The organism is Microbulbifer sp. ABF4_107, assembly GCF_056312215.1.
Genome location: NZ_CM149983.1, coordinates 4,155,273 through 4,172,066, shown reverse-complemented (window position 1 = coordinate 4,172,066; position 16,794 = coordinate 4,155,273). Strand labels below are relative to the sequence as shown.

Annotated in this window: 13 protein-coding genes; 10 read left to right on the top strand and 3 right to left on the bottom strand. The window is 60.4% G+C overall.

Features of this window, described 5'->3' with window-relative positions:
* Positions 1-45 precede the first annotated feature (45 nt).
* The 7 genes from prmA to coq7 all read left to right on the top strand — a co-directional run bounded on the left by prmA (position 46) and on the right by coq7 (position 8,198).
* Complete coding sequence (prmA, locus tag ACYX4K_RS17160; protein ID WP_475090918.1) at positions 46-936, top strand: 50S ribosomal protein L11 methyltransferase; 891 nt, start codon at positions 46-48, stop codon at positions 934-936.
* Positions 937-1,247: 311 nt separating this feature from the next.
* Positions 1,248-2,522: a DUF3426 domain-containing protein gene (locus ACYX4K_RS17155; protein ID WP_475090919.1), complete on the top strand. Its 1,275-nt coding sequence runs from the start codon at positions 1,248-1,250 to the stop codon at positions 2,520-2,522.
* A 179-nt stretch (positions 2,523-2,701) separates the two neighbouring features.
* A complete protein-coding gene (gene dusB, locus ACYX4K_RS17150; protein ID WP_475090920.1) occupies positions 2,702-3,739 on the top strand; it encodes a tRNA dihydrouridine synthase DusB in 1,038 nt (345 codons plus the stop codon).
* Positions 3,736-4,035, top strand: a complete 300-nt coding sequence (fis, locus tag ACYX4K_RS17145; protein ID WP_226704799.1) for a DNA-binding transcriptional regulator Fis — start codon at positions 3,736-3,738, stop codon at positions 4,033-4,035. The genes dusB and fis overlap by 4 nt, the downstream gene beginning before the upstream one ends.
* Positions 4,036-4,348: 313 nt before the next feature.
* Positions 4,349-5,923, top strand: coding sequence for a bifunctional phosphoribosylaminoimidazolecarboxamide formyltransferase/IMP cyclohydrolase (gene purH / locus ACYX4K_RS17140; protein WP_475090922.1), 1,575 nt, complete (start codon positions 4,349-4,351; stop codon positions 5,921-5,923).
* Positions 5,924-6,222: 299 nt separating this feature from the next.
* Complete coding sequence (gene purD, locus ACYX4K_RS17135) at positions 6,223-7,518, top strand: phosphoribosylamine--glycine ligase (RefSeq protein ID WP_475090923.1); 1,296 nt, start codon at positions 6,223-6,225, stop codon at positions 7,516-7,518.
* Positions 7,519-7,550: 32 nt separating this feature from the next.
* A complete protein-coding gene (coq7, locus tag ACYX4K_RS17130) occupies positions 7,551-8,198 on the top strand; it encodes a 2-polyprenyl-3-methyl-6-methoxy-1,4-benzoquinone monooxygenase (protein ID WP_475090925.1) in 648 nt (215 codons plus the stop codon).
* 327 nt (positions 8,199-8,525) lie between these two features.
* On the opposite strand, the gene ACYX4K_RS17125 is transcribed toward coq7, so the two are convergent.
* Complete coding sequence (locus tag ACYX4K_RS17125) at positions 8,526-9,188, bottom strand: fumarylacetoacetate hydrolase family protein (protein WP_475090927.1); 663 nt, start codon at positions 9,186-9,188, stop codon at positions 8,526-8,528.
* Positions 9,189-9,342: 154 nt separating this feature from the next.
* Here ACYX4K_RS17125 and serA point away from each other — a divergent pair, with 154 nt between their 5' ends.
* Complete coding sequence (serA, locus tag ACYX4K_RS17120; protein WP_475090928.1) at positions 9,343-10,575, top strand: phosphoglycerate dehydrogenase; 1,233 nt, start codon at positions 9,343-9,345, stop codon at positions 10,573-10,575.
* 134 nt (positions 10,576-10,709) lie between these two features.
* Positions 10,710-11,639 (top strand): EamA family transporter RarD, encoded by a 930-nt coding sequence (gene rarD / locus ACYX4K_RS17115; RefSeq protein WP_475090929.1) that lies wholly within the window; start codon positions 10,710-10,712, stop codon positions 11,637-11,639.
* A gap of 193 nt (positions 11,640-11,832) precedes the next feature.
* Here rarD and ACYX4K_RS17110 read toward each other — a convergent pair whose 3' ends face one another.
* Complete coding sequence (locus ACYX4K_RS17110) at positions 11,833-12,810, bottom strand: alpha/beta hydrolase (RefSeq protein WP_475090930.1); 978 nt, start codon at positions 12,808-12,810, stop codon at positions 11,833-11,835.
* Positions 12,811-12,925: 115 nt separating this feature from the next.
* On the opposite strand from ACYX4K_RS17110, the gene ACYX4K_RS17105 reads away from it, so the two are divergent.
* The gene (locus ACYX4K_RS17105) at positions 12,926-15,484 is read left to right on the top strand and encodes a S8 family serine peptidase (protein WP_475090932.1); all 2,559 of its coding nucleotides are present in this window, start codon (positions 12,926-12,928) and stop codon (positions 15,482-15,484) included.
* Positions 15,485-15,562: 78 nt separating this feature from the next.
* Here the strand turns inward: ACYX4K_RS17105 and fba are convergent, their stop codons facing one another.
* Entirely contained in the window at positions 15,563-16,627 is a 1,065-nt protein-coding gene (gene fba, locus ACYX4K_RS17100; protein ID WP_043320188.1) for a class II fructose-bisphosphate aldolase, read from the bottom strand.
* Positions 16,628-16,794: the final 167 nt, after the last annotated feature.

The window sequence follows — 16,794 nt, the reverse complement described above, 5'->3', positions numbered from 1 at the left end:
CGAACTATCCGAGCACCCAAAGACCACAAAACCCGGACGAACCCAATGCCCTGGCTCCAACTAAGAGTGAACACCAACCGCGAACAGGCCGAGAAGATCGAAAATGCCCTGCTGTTCGCCGGCGCAGTCTCCGTCACCCTGCAAGACAATGCCGACCAACCCATCCTCGAGCCCGGCCTCGGCGAAACACCTCTCTGGGACGAAACCCTCGTCACCGGCCTGTTCGACGCCGAAGTAGACACCAGCGTCACCGAAGCCAAAGCAGCCTCCTACCTTTGCGAACTCCTCCCCAACGCCCGCTGGGAACAGTTGGAAGACAAAGATTGGGAACGGGAGTGGATGAGCCACTACAAACCCATCCAGTGTGCCGACAACCTGTGGATCTGCCCCAGCTGGTGCGAACCGCCAGCGCCGCAAGCCGTCAACATCATGCTCGACCCTGGCCTAGCCTTCGGCACCGGCACCCATCCCACCACCTTCCTGTGCCTGCAATGGCTGGCCGGCGAGCCGGTAAAAGGTAAAACCGCGGTCGACTTCGGCTGCGGCTCCGGCATTCTCGGCATCGGCGCACTGCTGCTCGGCGCCGAATCCGCCATGGGCACCGACATCGATCCCCAGGCGCTGCTCGCCAGCCGCGACAACGCGGTGCGCAACGGCCTGGATCCCGAGCGTTTCCCGGTTTACCTGCCGGAAAAGGCCCCCAAACCGGAGAAGTCCAGTGCCGACATCATGCTCGCCAATATCCTCGCCGGCCCGCTGGTCGAGCTGGCACCGCAGCTGGTAGAGCGCACCAAGGTCGGCGGTCGTATCTGCCTGTCGGGCATTCTCAATAGCCAAGCTGAGAAGGTAAAAAGCGCCTACAGCCAGTGGATCGACTTTGATCAGAATGGCGAAAAAGAAGAATGGGTGCGCCTGAGCGGTACAAGGGCTAGGTAGTAAACCGAAGCCAAACGCTAAGGCGCTGATGCCGACGGTCCTTTGCGGGACCGTACGCGGCCATGGATGGCCGTGTCCGAGCGCAGATGGGTGGGGCAAGCGTTTGCGAAGCACTGCTTCGCGCGCAGCCGAACGACGCCAAACTTGATTGGCGGCCGGGCCCGCTTGCGGGTGCTTGTAGCGTGTCCCGCAAAGGACCATCGGCAGCAGCGCCGCCACCCAAGCAACAACGCAGCTCCCGGGCCACAGCACTACGCCAGAGGGCACGGGGCTGATAAACTCCCCCGCTAAAGCAATAACCGTCGAATTCCATGTCGCAACTGGTCACCCGCTGCCCCCACTGCAGCACCTCATTTCACGTCAGCGAACAACAGCTGCGCGCCGCCCGTGGCGCCGTGCGCTGTGGTTCCTGCCTGCAGGTATTCCGCGCCGACGAGAATATCGTCTTCAACGAGGGGGACCCGCAGCCGGCGACCAAGAAAGCCATCGAAGAACTGCTCGAAGACGACGACTTCCTCATCCACGATGATATTGACCTCGACGGCGACGACGACGAAGACCTGCCGCGGCCCAAAAAAGCCGAGCAGAAGGCCCAGCCGCCCAAAACAGAAGAGAAGAAAGAAGAGCGCCAGAGCCCCCTGATCGACGACGCCTTCGGTGAACAGCAGTGGCAGGACCTCGATAGCGAAAAAGTCAGCGACCACGGCGAGCAACTAGACATCGAATCCGAGATAGACCAGCTCGGCGCCGTCTCCGAAGACCCGTGGGCAGAAGAAATCGCCCGTGAAGAATCCAGCGGTATCGATTCCAAACCGCCGGCACTGCAACCGGAAGAAGACCTCTTCGCCGACCAGCACCAGCCCCCCAAAGACAGCATCACCCCGGCCGAGGAGCACGACTTTTTCGCCCCGGAAGAGCCTGACACCTCTCCCGCGGGGGAAGAACCATTCAGCGCCCTGCCAGATGGCAACCTCGATGCTGCGGAGCTGGACCAGCGCCACCTGGACACCGGGCAACTTGAAGCCGCACCCCTGTTACCCAAAGACCAGCTGATCTCAGCCATCGGTCCCGCCCCCATCGAGGTCACCTGGCAGCCCAAACGTCACAATCGGGTACCGGTTTGGCTGTGGGCGCTGGGTTCGGTTGTGCTGCTGCTCGGCCTCGTCGCGCAGGCTGCCTACTTCCAGTTCGACACCCTCAGCAAACGGGACCCGTGGCGCGACCTCTATGCCCAGGTATGCCCCATCGTCGGCTGTACCCTGCCACCACAAGTGGATATCAATGCCATCCACACCGCCAACCTGGTAGTGCGCAGCCACCCGCAAATCGCTGGTGCCCTGGCGGTGGAAGCGGTGCTGCTGAACCGGGCCCCCTTTGACCAGCCTTTCCCCACCCTGCAATTGCGCTTCACTGACCTGAAGAACACGCCGGTGGCCAGCCGTCGCTTCAGCCCTCAGGACTACTTGCGTGGTGAGCTCTCCGGGCGCCGCCTGATGCCCGCGGGTAACCCGGTGCATATCGCACTCGATATCGTCGATCCCGGGGCGGAAGCCGTGAACTACGAACTGCGTATTTCGCCGCAGTAAGCCCGGCTTCCACCGAAACCCCATCCCGCGCCCGCGAACCGAGCGGGTGTGCTGGCGGCAAAACCGACAAAAATTTGCACAAAGTTCGCCCTAAACGACCAGCCATCGAACAATTTGCGCGCTTTTTCGCTTTTCCAGCCGGCGGGCAGCCGCTATCATAGGCCGCTCTTTGACACCGAATGAGACCAGACCCGCGGGAGGGCAAGTTGCCCACGGAAAAGCCAGGCAGCTTCGCCATAGGCCCTTACACAATAAAGGCGCCAGTGATTCTGGCGCCAATGGCCGGCGTTACCGATCGCCCCTTCCGCAAACTGTGCCGAGAACTCGGCGCCGGTCTCGTGGTTTCCGAGATGGTCACCTCCGACACCAGCCTGTGGAACAGCCGCAAATCGCGGATGCGCCTCAATCACGCCGGTGAAGCGGGCCCCATTTCGGTACAGATTGCCGGTGGCGACCCCGAGATGATGGCCGATGCGGCCCGGGCAAACGTCGAACGCGGCGCCCAGATCATCGATATCAATATGGGCTGCCCGGCAAAGAAGGTGTGTAAAAAAGCGGCGGGCTCCGCCCTGCTGCGCGACGAAAAACTGGTCGCCGACATTCTGGAAGCGGTGGTTTCATCCGTCTCAGTACCAGTGACGCTGAAAATTCGCACTGGCTGGTGTCCGGATAGCCGCAACGGGGTGACGGTTGCCAAAATGGCCGAGGATCTCGGGATATCTGCCCTGGCAGTTCACGGACGCACCCGCGCCTGTGGCTACCATGGCCAGGCCGAATTCGATACCATTGCCGAGATTGTGTCCGCGGTAAAGATACCTGTCTTTGCCAACGGCGATATTACCGGCGCGGAAAAGGCCCGCATGGTGTTGGACTACACCGGCGCCAAAGCGGTCATGATTGGCCGCGCGGCTCAGGGACGTCCATGGATTTTTCGGGAGATTGCGCACTTCCTGGCAACAGGGGAGCAGCTGCCGGAGCCCTCACTGGATGAAGTCAGGGATATATTAAGCACTCACCTGAGTGAACTGCACCGTTTCTACGGTGAGGTTATGGGGGTACGTATCGCTCGCAAGCACGTGGGCTGGTACGTGAAAACACTCGCGGACAGCGAGGACTTTCGCAAGACCTTTAACCAATTAGAAAGCGCAGAAGCACAACATGCCAGCGTTCGTGAGTGGTTTGAACGCCGAATAACTAGAGGGGCAAAAGCGGCATGACTAACGAAGCACTGATTCCGGATACCAGCGATGTGGTATCCACTGGGGGCCAGACTCAACTACAACAACCGCAGGCCTTGCGCGATGCGGTTGAACAGGCGATGGAAAACTACTTCCGTCACCTGGACGGTCAGATGGTGACCGATGTGTACGATATGGTGCTGTCCGAGATTGAAGCGCCGATGCTGGAAGTGGTGATGAAGCACACCCGCCACAACCAGACTCGCGCCGCACAGCTGCTGGGCCTCAACCGGGGTACCCTGCGCAAGAAGCTCAAGCGCTACGGTCTGCTGTAAGGCGACCAGCCGCTACCGGCAGACACAGGCCGGAGCGGTAAAAATTCGACGAGGGGGGATGGGCCAGGCTCATCCCCCCTCGCTATTTGCTAATGATGCAATTTGCCCGCTCAGCACTTCAGATCCGGTGCAGTGGCGCCAAACCACTGGGTACGGAATTTCGAAATCGCATAAATACATCCATGTAGCTCCGGCGGTGCCATCCTTGGCACCGACGGTTTCGAAATTCCGTACCCAGCACTTTGGCTTCGATTCTGACTTAGCGACTTCGTAAACAATTACCCTTTTCAGAAACTACGACGGACCAACAGCTATGACTGACAAGGTGGCCATTCGCCGCGCGCTGATCAGCGTTTCCGACAAAACCGGCATTGTGGAATTTGCCCGCGAACTCTCCTCCATGGGCGTGGAGATCCTCTCCACCGGTGGTACCTACCGCCAGCTGGGCGAAGCCGGCATTCCGGTGGTGGAAGTTTCCGACTACACCGGTTTCCCGGAAATGATGGACGGCCGCGTCAAAACCCTGCACCCGAAAGTGCACGGCGGCATCCTTGGCCGTCGCGGCAAAGACGACGCGGTAATGGATGAACACGGCATCAAGCCCATCGACATGGTCGTGGTCAACCTCTACCCGTTCAAGGCCACCGTCGCCGATCCCAACTGCGACCTGCCCACCGCCATCGAAAACATCGACATCGGCGGCCCTACCATGGTTCGCTCCGCGGCCAAGAATCACAAAGACGTCGCCATCGTGGTCAACGCCCACAGCTACGACACCGTGATCGAGGAAATGAAAGCGGGCGGCGGTCAGCTGGGCTACGAAACCCGCTACGACCTGATGGTGCAGGCCTTCGAACACACCGCCCAGTATGACGGCATGATCGCCAACCACTTCGGCGCGCGTAACACGTCAAACGAAGCCCGCGAGTTTCCCAACACCTTCAACGTCCAGTTCGAAAAAGCCCAGGACATGCGCTACGGCGAGAACCCCCACCAGAAAGCGGCCTTCTACGTGGAAGCCGACGCAGAAGAAGCGTCCGTCTCTACCGCCAGCCAGCTGCAGGGCAAGGAACTCTCCTTCAACAACGTCGCCGACACCGACGCCGCCCTGGAAACCGTCAAACTGTTCGACGAACCCGCCTGCGTCATCGTCAAACACGCCAACCCCTGCGGTGTGGCCGTAGCAGCGGACATCAAGACCGCCTACGAACTGGCCTTCGCCACCGACCCGGAATCCGCCTTCGGCGGCATCATCGCCTTCAACCGCGAACTGGACGCCGAGACCGCCCAGCTGATCGTCGACAAGCAGTTCTCCGAAGTCATCATCGCCCCCAAAGTCAGCGCCGAAGCCGCCCAGGCCGTGTCTGCGAAAAAGAACGTACGCCTGCTGGAATGCGGCGAATGGGACAGCACCCGCCCCACCGCCTTCGACTACAAGCGCGTCACCGGTGGTTTACTGGTACAGGAAAAAGACAACGGCATGGTCGCCAGGGAAGACCTCAAAGTGGTCACCAAGGTACAGCCCTCTGACGAACAACTGGACGAACTGCTGTTCGCCTGGAAAGTCGCCAAGATGGTCAAATCCAACGCCATCATCTACGCCAAAGACGGCCGCACCATCGGCGTCGGCGCCGGCCAGATGAGCCGCGTCAACTCCGCCCGCATCGCCGCCATCAAAGCCGAACACGCCGGCCTCGAAGTGAAGGGCGCCGTTATGGCCTCCGACGCCTTCTTCCCCTTCCGCGACGGCATCGACAACGCCGCCAAAGTAGGCATCAGCGCCGTGATCCAGCCCGGTGGCTCCATGCGCGACGAAGAAGTCATCGCCGCAGCGGACGAGCACGGTATGGCGATGGTGTTTACCGGTATGCGCCACTTCCGTCACTAACCGCGACTTCTGACGACTAACTACGCTTACCGACATAGGTACGTAATATTCCCGCGCTATACGGGAAGGTTCTGGGGCTGGTGCCCCTTTCCGAGACCGTCTGCGGCCAGGACGGCCGCAGCCGAGCCCCCAGGGATGGGTTTACGGCGTGTCTCGGAAAGGGGCACCAGCTCCAGGACCGCCACAGGACTGGCAACGAAGCACTCTTAAATACCTCCCAACTCCCAGTCCCTACCCGGCAACCCAGCGCACAATGCTAAACTAGCCCACCTAAATAACAGGCACGGGGAAACTCAAGAATGAACATCCTGGTAATCGGCTCTGGTGGCCGCGAACACGCACTGGCCTGGAAGGCCGCCCAAAACCCCGCCGTAGACACCGTCTTCGTCGCACCGGGCAACGCCGGCACCGCCCGCGAACCCAAACTCCAGAACGTCAACATCGGCGTCGACAACTTCTCCGCCCTGTCCGACCTCGTCGAAGAAAAAGGCATCGACCTCACCATCGTCGGCCCCGAAGTACCTCTGGTCGAAGGCATCGTCGACTTCTTCAACAGCCGCGGCCACAACATCTTCGGCCCGGAAAAAGCCGCCGCCCAGCTCGAAGGCTCCAAAGCCTTCACCAAAGACTTCCTCGAACGTCACGCCATCCCCACCGCCGCCTACCAGAACTTCACCGAAGTCGAACCGGCCGTTGCCTACGTGCGTGAACAGGGCGCCCCCATCGTCGTCAAAGCCGACGGCCTCGCCGCCGGTAAAGGCGTCATCGTCGCCGAAACCGTAGAACAGGCCGAGCTGGCCGTGCGCGACATGCTCAGCGGCAACGCCTTCGGCGACGCCGGCTGCCGTGTCGTCATCGAAGAATTCCTCACCGGCGAAGAAGCCAGCTTTATCGTCATGGTCGACGGCGAGAACATCCTGCCCATGGCCACCAGCCAGGACCACAAGCGCGTCGGCGATGGCGACACCGGCCCCAACACCGGCGGCATGGGCGCCTACTCCCCGGCACCGGTAGTCACCCCGGAAGTCCACGACCGGGTGATGAAAGAAGTCATCGAGCCCACCGTGCGCGGCCTCGCCAGCGAAGGCATGCCCTACACCGGCTTCCTGTACGCCGGCCTGATGATCAACGAACAGGGCGCACCCAAGGTCATCGAATACAACTGCCGCTTCGGCGACCCGGAAACCCAGCCAATCATGATGCGCCTCAAATCCGATCTGGTAGAGCTGTGCATGGCAGCACTGGAAAAACGCCTCGATCAGGTAACCGTCGAGTGGGACACCCGCCCCGCCCTGGGCGTGGTACTCGCCGCTCACGGCTACCCGGGCAGCTATCGCAAGGGCGACCCCATCTCCGGCCTGGACAAGGCAGACAGCGAAAACGCCAAGGTCTTCCAGGCCGGCACCGCACTGGACGGCGAGCGCGTCGTCACCAGCGGCGGCCGCGTTTTGTGCGCAACCGCCCTCGGCGACACCGTGGCGGAAGCCCAGGCCAACGCCTACGAGTGCGCGCGCAAGATCTACTGGGAAGGCTCCTTTTACCGCAAAGACATCGGTTACCGCGCGGTAGAGCGGGAAGAAGCCGAGAAAGCGTAAGTATTGTTTCGAGCATTTCGAGGAACACATCAGTGAGCAGCCATCGCCAACTGACCGGACTCGACCGCCTGCTGTTGCAGGCGGACCGCGCCCTGCGCACCCTGAGCCCCGGCTCGCCCTGTCACGAGCGCCCGTCGCCGTCGAAGTCTGTGGATGAAGCAGAACTCGCCGACAGTGAACGTCGCCACGCGGCAGGCCTGATGCGGGTCAACCACAGCGGCGAAGTCTGCGCCCAGGCCCTGTACCAGGGCCAGGCACTCACCGCCAAATTGCCCCAGGTACGGGCGGAGATGGAACACGCCGCGGACGAAGAGATCGACCATCTGGCCTGGTGCGAACAGCGCCTGGACGAACTCGGCAGCCGCCCCAGTGTGCTCAACCCGCTCTGGTACGGGCTTTCCTTTGGGATTGGCGCTGCGGCGGGCAAGATCAGTGACAAGGTCAGTCTGGGCTTTGTTGCCGCTACCGAAGAACAGGTGTGTAAACACCTGGAAAGCCACCTGCAGGAGCTGCCCACGCAAGACGAGAAAAGCCGCGCAGTGGTGGAGCAGATGCTGGTGGATGAGGCCAAGCATCAGCACGCTGCACTGGATGCTGGGGGGGCACGGTTCCCCAGCCCGGTTAAGGGATTAATGACCCTCGTATCTAAAGCGATGACCTCCGCAAGCTATCGCCTTTAACACCTCCTTGGCGGTTGTGCTGCCGGATGGGGACTTGCGAGACACGCCGTGAACCCATCCCTGGGGGCTCTTCTAAAACATCCCTGTTTTAGAAGGTCTCGCAAGTCCCCATCCGGCATCACAACCTTCGCACCAACCTTCATCACTACGAAGTAATTGGTCGGAATAGAAGCTGGAGTACCGGGTGATAGGTTTCAAAAGCGTCGGCGACAGGGACGTCGCCGACGCAGCGTACATGGATGTATTCACAGGGGGGCGCCTAGCTCGGTTCCGAAAACGAATACCCAGTGCTCGGGCGCCACAGAACCAATACCCCGAAACCGGCAGTCAAACCACCGCGGTCTCACACCGCAACCAATCCTCCTCCAACCCCATAACCACCCGATCCCCAATCTGCAACTCTCCCACCCCGGCAGGTGTACCGGTCAAAACCACATCCCCCGGCAACAGCGTGAAATAACTACTGATATAAGCCACCAGATCCAGAATCGGCGTCAGCATATGGTTGGATTTACCCCGCTGGCGGATCTCGTCGTTCAGCCACAGGGTGTAGGTGAGATTGTCCCAGTCCGGCAGCCAATCCAGCTTCACAAACGGCGACAGGGGGCAGGCGCCGTCAAAGCCCTTGGCCTTCTCCCACGGCTGCCCCAGCTGCTTCAGGTCCGACTGCAGCTCACGCAAGGTCAGATCCAGGGCTAACCCCAAACCCGCAATCGCCGCGGGGACATCAGCAGGGTTCGCGTCCGTCAGACGCTCGCCAATCAACAGCGCCAGCTCCCCCTCGAAATGGCAACTGCCCCGGCCCCGCGGTAAGTGGATCGGCTCCGCCATCGGCACCGCCGAAGTCGCCGGCTTGATAAACAACAGCGGCTCCTCCGGAACCGGGTTGTTCAGCTCCTCCGCATGAGCCGCATAGTTGCGCCCCACGCATACAATCTTGCCCAGCGGCAGTTCCACAGGTGTTTTGCAGGTAAATTCGTGTTTATACATAACCAGATTCGATACCTAGGATAGATATTGCGTATAAAGCTTTATATAGCCCTTATGTTATGATGCCGCCCTCGCCGGGTTCCCGGCGGTCTCCAACTATATTTCGACAACCTTTCGCGTAATCTCATCATTACGCACGGCCAAGAGACTCGATATGGCACCTCAGATTTCTCTTCAAAAAGACAAAATCCGAATCCTGCTGCTGGAAGGCGTGCACCAATCCGCCGTGGACCTGCTGAGTTCCCGCGGCTACACCAACGTCGAGTACATCAAGACCGCACTGCCGGAAGACCAGCTGATCGAGAAGATTGCCGACGCGCACTTCGTCGGGATCCGCTCCCGGACCCAACTGACCCGCAAGGTACTGGAGAGCGCCAACAAGCTGATCGCTGTAGGCTGCTTCTGCATCGGTACCAACCAGGTGGACCTGGAAGCAGCCACCGAGCTGGGTATTGCGGTGTTCAACGCACCCTATTCCAACACCCGTAGCGTAGCCGAACTGGTGATTGCCGAAGCCATTATGCTGCTGCGCGGGATTCCCGAGAAGAACATGGTCTGCCACCGCGGTGGCTGGCAGAAGTCTGCGGTGGGCTCCTATGAAGCCCGCGGCAAGACCCTGGGTATTGTCGGCTACGGCGCCATCGGCTCGCAGACTTCCGTGCTCGCCGAAGGCATCGGTATGCGCGTGATCTTCTTCGATGTGGTGACCAAGTTGCCACTGGGTAACGCCAGCCAGGTGAACAGCCTGGACGAACTGCTGGCGCAGTCCGACGTGGTTTCCCTGCACGTTCCGGAGTTGCCCTCCACCAAGTGGATGATCGGCGCCGAGCAGATCGCAAAGATGAAGAAGGGCGCGATCCTGCTGAATGCCTCCCGCGGCACCGTAGTGGAAATCGAGCCGCTGGCGGAAGCGCTGAAGAGCGGCCACCTGGCCGGTACCGCCATCGACGTATTCCCGGTGGAGCCCCGCGGTAACGACGACGAATTCCAGTCACCCCTGCGCGGCCTCGACAATGCCCTGCTGACCCCGCACGTGGGCGGCTCCACCGTGGAAGCCCAGGAAAATATCGGCGTGGAAGTGTCCGACAAACTGGCGCTCTACTCCGACAATGGCACCACCACCAGTTCCGTGAACTTCCCGGAGGTTGCACTGCCCGGCCACGCCGGCGCACACCGCCTGCTGCACATTCACAAGAACGTGCCCGGTGTACTCGGCGCGATCAACCAGGTGTTCTCCGACAACGGTATCAACATCTCCGCGCAGTTCCTGCAGACCAACGAATCTGTGGGCTACGTGGTGATCGATGTGGATGCGGAATACTCCGACCTGGCGCTGGAAAAACTGAAGAACATCCCCGGTACCCTGCGCTGCCGCGTACTTTTCTAACAGCACCCTCAGGCTTCTGACAGACCTCACGGAGGTCTGTTACACTTTCGGAAACCCGGACCAGCGTTATCCCGCTGTCCGGGTTTCTTTTTTCCTGTCGCCTTTCCCTGTCGACCCAGCGAGCAGATCCCCCAGTGCAAAACCAGACTGCAAACAACGCGAGTTCCGATTCAGCCGCCGCAGGTTTGCTGGCCGGCCTCGGCGCCTACCTCCTGTGGGGGTTTGCACCGCTGTATTTCAAGCTGCTGGAATATCTCTCAGCTCCGGAGATACTCGCGCACCGCAGCATCTGGTCGCTGCTACTGGCGATTGTGCTGCTAGCGGTACTGGGAAAGCTGCACGGTATGGGCGCGGTATTGCGCTCGCATAAAACCATGCTGGCGCTGCTGATTTCCACCGCACTAATCAGCACCAACTGGCTGATATTTATCTGGTCGGTCACCAACAATCACCTGCTGGATGCCAGCCTCGGCTACTACATCAACCCATTGATCAGCGTATTGCTGGGAGTATTGGTACTCGGGGAAAAACTGCGGCCACTGCAGTGGCTGGCAGTAATGCTGGCGGCGGTAGGTATCGGCTACGAACTCTGGCAGTTCGGCCGCCTGCCGCTGGTAGCGCTGGGCGTTGCGATCACCTTCGGGTTCTACGGTCTGGTGCGCAAGCAAACTCCGGTAGACAGCCTGACCGGCCTCACCGTGGAGACCCTGTTTATGCTGCCACTTGCGCTGGGTTTCCTGTTCTGGACCAGCAGCCCTACCAGCAACCTGCTGAACAATTCCTGGCAGTTGAACGGCTTACTGCTGCTGGCCGGCCCGGTAACCCTGACCCCGCTGCTGCTGTTTAATATCGCCGCGCGCAGGCTCAACCTGTCCACGCTGGGGTTTCTGCAGTATCTCGGACCGACGCTGATGTTTTTCTTCGCGGTGCTGTTGTTCGATGAACCCTTTGATCACGCAAAACTGGTGACCTTTATTTTTGTGTGGGCAGCATTGGGATTTTACTCCGCGGACGCACTGGTGCAGCGGCGCAAGCGCCGGCAGCTGCGCAAGGCGAATTTGTAAGATGGAAGTGCGAGCGGGAAACTAGTGGTCCATGCGGAAAGTTCGGTAACTAAGGAGCACAGCCAAAGTGTTCAGATCAAGGCGAGAAAGCGCAGGAATAGTGGTTCTATTTCAAGCTTTCTCAACGCAGAGCTGGACGCTTTGGCGAAGCGAACAGTTACACAACTTTCCGCATGGACCACTAGCGCGCAGCTTACTGGGCCAGCCACTCGTCGAGGGCGGTGAGAATTTTCTGTCGGTAGGGTTGAGTTTCGTTGATCATCTGGTGGCGTGCGCCGCGCACGATGACGCGCTTGCTGTTGGGAAAACGGTCGCCAATCACGCCCATGTTGTAGCGCCAATCGACGGTTTTATCGTCGGTGCCCTGCACCACCAGTACTGCCTTGGCATTGCGCCGGGTCTTCGGAAACAGCGACAACCAGTCCACCATTGCCCCCAGCCAGCGAATTGACATGACCGGTGACTGCAGCGGGTCGCGGTGGGCCTGACGGCGGGCGAATTCTGCATCGTGGGTATTGATGTTGAACCCCCGGCTGGGGTGCGGCAACAAAAAGCGCCCCAGGTAAAACATCCACTTGCGCAGATGCCAGTTCGCCGGGCGCACCAGTGGCGCCAACAGCATTACCTTGTCGAACGGCTGCCACTGACTGAATTGCAGATACGCCAGCAGGGTAGCGCCGCCGGTGCTCTGCCCCATGGCGTGCCAGGGCCCCGGCATCTTGCCCCGAGCACGGCTCAGCAGGGCTTCCAGAACTTCCCGGTACTGCATAAACGTATCAATGGCCACGGGCTCACCGCTGGAAAGACCGTGCCCGGGAAAGTCCACAGACACCACATTGAAACCGCGCTCCAGACCAAAGCGAATAGCGGAACTGTATATCCCCGTATGGTCGAAGTAACCGTGGCAAATAAACAGGGTGCCCTTGGGGTCGGCCACTCGCCAGTACTGCGCCACCAGTTCGAATCCGGCGGAAGAAAAAGTACCAATACCGGTTCCGCTGGCTTCGGCAAAATTCAGGCGATAGAAATTGCGGTAGGAAATTACCGATTCCGGCAGGGGCTGGCCGCAGGAAAAATCCAGCGTGGGTAACTGGCTGCGCAGGGCGGAGTAATCCGGCCGGTGGATGACCGGGCTGGTATCGACGGCACTGAAGTCTTTCAACAGATCCATGACTCAATGGTACTGTATTTCCCTGCCGCCGCCATCCCCAGCCTGCGACGGGGTACCTTGAGACTCCGGGAAGATTCTGGGAGCATCCGGTAAGACGAATCGACATCCTCCAGATATGACAACTACACGACTGATATCCGCGTTTACCGTGACAATCCTTCTCGCTGCCTGCGGTGGAGGCGGATCCGGTAGCGGCGGGAATACACCGGGTGGGTCGTCTGGCGGGGACGCCAGCAGTTCTTCCAGCTCCTCGGGCAGTTCCTCTGGAAGCTCCTCTGGAAGCTCCTCGGGCAGCACTTCCAGCGGTGGTGATTCAGGGCTTTTTAACCTGAGCGGCCGCGTCCAGGCGCGACCATTTTCCGGCAGTGACGCCGATACCAATGACGCACACGCCAGCGCGACAGCGAATAACCGGGCGGCCGATGCGCAGCCCGTGACAGTGCCCGCCCTGATAGGTGGCTTCGCTACCGCCGCTGCCACCGGCGAGTCCAGCGGCCGTTTTCGGGACCAGACCGATAGCGATGACTGGTACACCTTTTCCGCCGTGTCTGGCACACAAGTTCTGTTGCAGATTCACCGCCACCAGACCCTGCTGCCACTACAGAATGATCTGGATCTTTTCCTCTACACCGCGGAGAACTCAGGGGAGCCCATTGCATCCAGTACCGATATCGACGAATTCGAGTCGCTGACGGTTCCGCAAAGCGGCGACTTTCTGCTGCGGGTAAATGCCGCGCGCGGTTACAGCAACTACACCCTGCGGCTGGATCGGCAAAACCAGTCTCACACTCAGGCCAGCCCATCCGTTGCCGACCCCATGGTGGCCGGTGAGCTGCTGGTTCAGCGAGGCGGCGACGCTGCGCAGGATTGGCAGCGGCAGGTATTGTCGCCAACGCTGCTGGACGATGCACTGAGCGCGGCACTTTCTGTCCATCCCGATCTCACCGGCCCACTGCTGCAGCGGCTACAGCTGCTGTACGCGCGCAAATCGCTGCTGGCACAGAGCGATTCCTTACAGGTCGAGCCCAATTTCGTTTACCAAAGTAGCGCCACACCAAACGACCCGCTGTACCTGCGCCAGTGGCATTACCGGAATATCCAGCTGCCCGCGGCCTGGAGCCTGAGCCAGAGCAACAGCGACACCGTGATTGCGGTGCTCGACACCGGCATTTTCAGTGCACACCCGGATCTCGCAAACAAACTACGGGACGGTTACGACCTGATCAGCGACCCGCAACGGGCCAGGGATGGGGACGGGCCGGACCCCGACCCGGAAGATCCGGGCGACCTATCCAGCGATCCGCGCAGCTCCTGGCACGGCACCCATGTCGCCGGCACGGCCGCCGCGGACACCGATAATACTGAAGGGGTCAGTGGCAGCGGCTGGGACACCGCGATCATGCCATTGCGGGTTCTGGGGGTCGGCGGCGGCACCAGCTACGACGCCGCGCAAGCGGTACTGTATGCCGCCGGGCTCGCCAATGCATCCGGCGCTCTGCCCACCCGCAGCGCCGATATCATCAATATGAGCTTTGGCGGCAGTGGCTACTCGCAGATCATGCAGGATGCCATCGACGCCGCGCGCAGTGCCGGCGTCATCGCGGTGGCCGCGGCCGGGAATGATGGGGCAGAGACACCCTCCTACCCCGCCGCCTTGCGCGGTGTGATTGCGGTCAGCGCCACCGATACCGCGGACGCTCTCGCCTATTACAGTAACTTCGGCAACTGGATCGATATCGCGGCCCCGGGGGGAGACATGCGCCTCAATACTGAAGATGGAATTTTCAGCACCTATGTCACCGAAGCCGCAACCAACACCGCCAGTTACGGCAACCTGCAGGGCACCTCGATGGCGGCACCCCATGTCGCCGGCGCCCTCGCACTGATGAAATCGCTCAACCCCGCACTCTCGCCGGACGATGTGGATGCACTGCTGAAGGAAGGAGAGTTGACTCGGGATATCGGCGAAGCCGGTAAAGACAAAGAGTATGGTTACGGCTTGATTGACGCGGAATCCGCCGCCCTCTCCGCCAACCAGACCCCGCAACAGAGCGTCCGCGCGGAACCCGGCCACCTGGATTTCGCCGGCAGCTACCGCAGGCTGACGGTGGAGATTTCCGATACCAGTGGTGGCGACAATGCCATTGACGGGGCTCCCGGCGGCGACCAGCCGTGGATTGTTCGGGTAGACACAGCAGAGTCCGTGGATGCACGCGGCTTCGGTCAATACACCGTGTGGGTAGACCGCACTGCGCTGCCCTATGGCGACCACACCGGCACCGTCATATTCCCGCTCTCCGGCGCCCGTCAGTTTTTACTGCCAGTACAGCTCCACCACGCCGAACCTGTGGCCGGCTCTGTCAGTGCCGGTCAACAGTACCTGCAACTACTCGTTGCAGATGGCTCTGGGAATTACGCTCTTGTGGAACAGGTTACTCTGGATACCGAAAATGGCGCTTACCCATTTCAGTTTGTGGATGTGCCGGCGGGCAATTTCCGCCTCGTCAGCGGCTCGGATCACAACGGCAATGGTATTTTGTGCGAGGCGGGCGAGTCCTGTGGATACTATCCCGGTGCGGAGACCACGTTTACCGTGGATGCCAGCCATAGCGATCTGATTTTTTTCTCGGACTACCTGAACCCCGCGGCGGAACCACAGCCGAAAGCAAAATAGTCTCGTGCAGTTTCCCTGACATAAAACACAGGCACAAAAAAGCGGGCGCAATGCCCGCTATTTTTGGCTGAACCAATCTCAGTTGATCTTCGGTACCAGCTCGCCTTTCTCGTAACGCTGGAACATGGTTTCCAGGCTGACCGGCTTGATCTTGCTGCCGTTACCCGCCGCGTTGAACGCTTCGTAACGGGCCACGCAGATTTCTTTCATGGCCTGGGTAGTGACCTTGAGGAATTTGCGCGGATCGAATTCGGACGGGTTCTGGGCCAGGAAGCGACGCACCGCACCGGTACTGGCGAGGCGCAGATCGGTGTCGATATTCACCTTGCGCACACCGTGCTTGATACCTTCGCAGATCTGCTCCACCGGCACGCCGTAGGTTTCCGGAATCTCACCGCCAAACTCGTTGATCACCTTCAACCACTCCTGGGGCACAGAGGAAGAACCGTGCATGACAAGGTGGGTATCGGGGATACGCGCGTGGATTTCTTTGATGCGATCGATCGCCAGGATATCGCCGGTGGGCGGGCGAGTGAACTTGTAGGCACCGTGGCTGGTACCGCAGGCGATGGCCAGGGCATCCACCTGGGTTTTCTTGACGAAGTCTGCGGCTTCTTCCGGGTCGGTCAGCAGCTGGTCGTGGGACAGTTTGCCCTCCGCACCAACGCCGTCCTCTTCACCGGCCATGCCGGTTTCCAGCGAGCCCAGGCAGCCCAGCTCACCTTCCACGGAAACACCACAGGCGTGGGCCATTTCCACCGCGCGCCTGGTCACGTCCACGTTGTACTCGTAGGACGCCGGTGTTTTGCCGTCGTCCATCAGAGAGCCGTCCATCATCACCGAACTGAAACCCAGTTGGATAGAGCGCTGACACACCGCCGGGCTGGTGCCGTGGTCCTGATGCATCACTACCGGAATATGTGGAAATTCTTCCACAGCGGCCAAAATCAGGTGGCGCAGGAAGGGAGCGCCTGCGTATTTACGCGCGCCGGCGGAGGCCTGCACGATCACCGGAGAGTCGGTCTCGTCGGCCGCCTCCATGATGGCGCGCATCTGCTCCAGGTTGTTGACGTTGAACGCAGGGATGCCGTATCCAAATTCGGCAGCGTGGTCCAACATTTGACGCAAGCTGATTAAAGCCATGAAAAAACCCTTTCTCGTCGAAATTTAGCTGGTATTGAGTGCGTGGGTTTCCTGTGAAATCCCCACTTTGTCGTGCGATTCCTGAAGCGGGGCTCCGGTCGCATCTCTTTTTAATTCGGGTCTCGACCACGACGATTGGTTGTCGTGAGCGTAAATTTGAGTCGGGC

Excerpts from the sequence above, each read along its gene's own strand:
- ACYX4K_RS17110 (WP_475090930.1), bottom strand. The coding sequence starts at position 12,810 with ATGGATCTGTTGAAAGACTTCAGTGCCGTCGATACCAGCCCGGTCATC.
- purH (WP_475090922.1), top strand. The coding sequence starts at position 4,349 with ATGACTGACAAGGTGGCCATTCGCCGCGCGCTGATCAGCGTTTCCGAC.
- ACYX4K_RS17105 (WP_475090932.1), top strand. The coding sequence starts at position 12,926 with ATGACAACTACACGACTGATATCCGCGTTTACCGTGACAATCCTTCTC.
- fba (WP_043320188.1), bottom strand. The coding sequence starts at position 16,627 with ATGGCTTTAATCAGCTTGCGTCAAATGTTGGACCACGCTGCCGAATTT.
- serA (WP_475090928.1), top strand. The coding sequence starts at position 9,343 with ATGGCACCTCAGATTTCTCTTCAAAAAGACAAAATCCGAATCCTGCTG.
- purD (WP_475090923.1), top strand. The coding sequence starts at position 6,223 with ATGAACATCCTGGTAATCGGCTCTGGTGGCCGCGAACACGCACTGGCC.
- ACYX4K_RS17125 (WP_475090927.1), bottom strand. The coding sequence starts at position 9,188 with ATGTATAAACACGAATTTACCTGCAAAACACCTGTGGAACTGCCGCTG.
- fis (WP_226704799.1), top strand. The coding sequence starts at position 3,736 with ATGACTAACGAAGCACTGATTCCGGATACCAGCGATGTGGTATCCACT.
- prmA (WP_475090918.1), top strand. The coding sequence starts at position 46 with ATGCCCTGGCTCCAACTAAGAGTGAACACCAACCGCGAACAGGCCGAG.
- dusB (WP_475090920.1), top strand. The coding sequence starts at position 2,702 with ATGAGACCAGACCCGCGGGAGGGCAAGTTGCCCACGGAAAAGCCAGGC.
- ACYX4K_RS17155 (WP_475090919.1), top strand. The coding sequence starts at position 1,248 with ATGTCGCAACTGGTCACCCGCTGCCCCCACTGCAGCACCTCATTTCAC.